General features: G+C 70.9%; 1 protein-coding gene. It reads left to right on the forward strand.

The features are described 5' to 3' along the window. Positions 1 to 740 (forward strand): calcium-binding protein (locus ACKTEK_RS15980; protein WP_409166319.1); only part of this gene is annotated, 740 nt, incomplete at both ends.

Here is a 740-nt window from a genome sequence, read left to right on the forward strand (position 1 = left end):
GATGCGGGCGCGAACGTCCTCACCGGCGGTGCGGGCAACGACACGCTGGCGGGCCTTGGCGGCGCGGACACGCTCATCGGCGGCGCGGACATCGACACGGCGGATTACTCGGCCTCGGCGTCTGGTGTCTCGGTGAACCTGGCGACCAACGTCCATTCCGGTGGTGATGCGGCGGGCGACAGCCTGTCGGGCATCGAGAACGTCACCGGCTCGGCCTTCGGCGACGTGCTAACCGGTGATGCGCAGGCCAACGTGCTGACCGGCTCGGCCGGTGCCGACACGCTCGACGGCGGCGATGGCGACGACACGCTGGACGGCGGTGCGGATGCCGACCTGCTGACCGGCGGGGCGGGCGCGGACACGATCTCCGGCGGCTCGGGCATCGATACCGCGAGCTATGCCGGCTCGGCGGCGGCCGTGACCGTGAACCTTGCCACCAACGTCAACACCGGCGGCGACGCGCAAGGCGACGACATCTCCGGGGTCGAGAACCTCATCGGCTCGGCCGGCGACGACACCCTGACCGGCGACGGCGCCGACAACGTCATCAGCGGCGGCGCGGGTGCCGACGTGATCGATGGTGGCGCTGGCGCCGGCGATGCGGTCGACTACTCGGCCTCGGCCTCCGGCGTCACGGTCAACCTCGGCACCAACGTCAACACCGGCGGCGATGCGCAGGGCGACGACATCTCCAACGTGGAGAACGTCTTCGGCTCGGCCAATGCCGACACGATCACCGG

Source organism: Tepidamorphus sp. 3E244 (genome assembly GCF_046159835.1).
In the GTDB taxonomy this organism is placed as follows: Bacteria; Pseudomonadota; Alphaproteobacteria; order Rhizobiales; family Tepidamorphaceae; genus JACKJK01.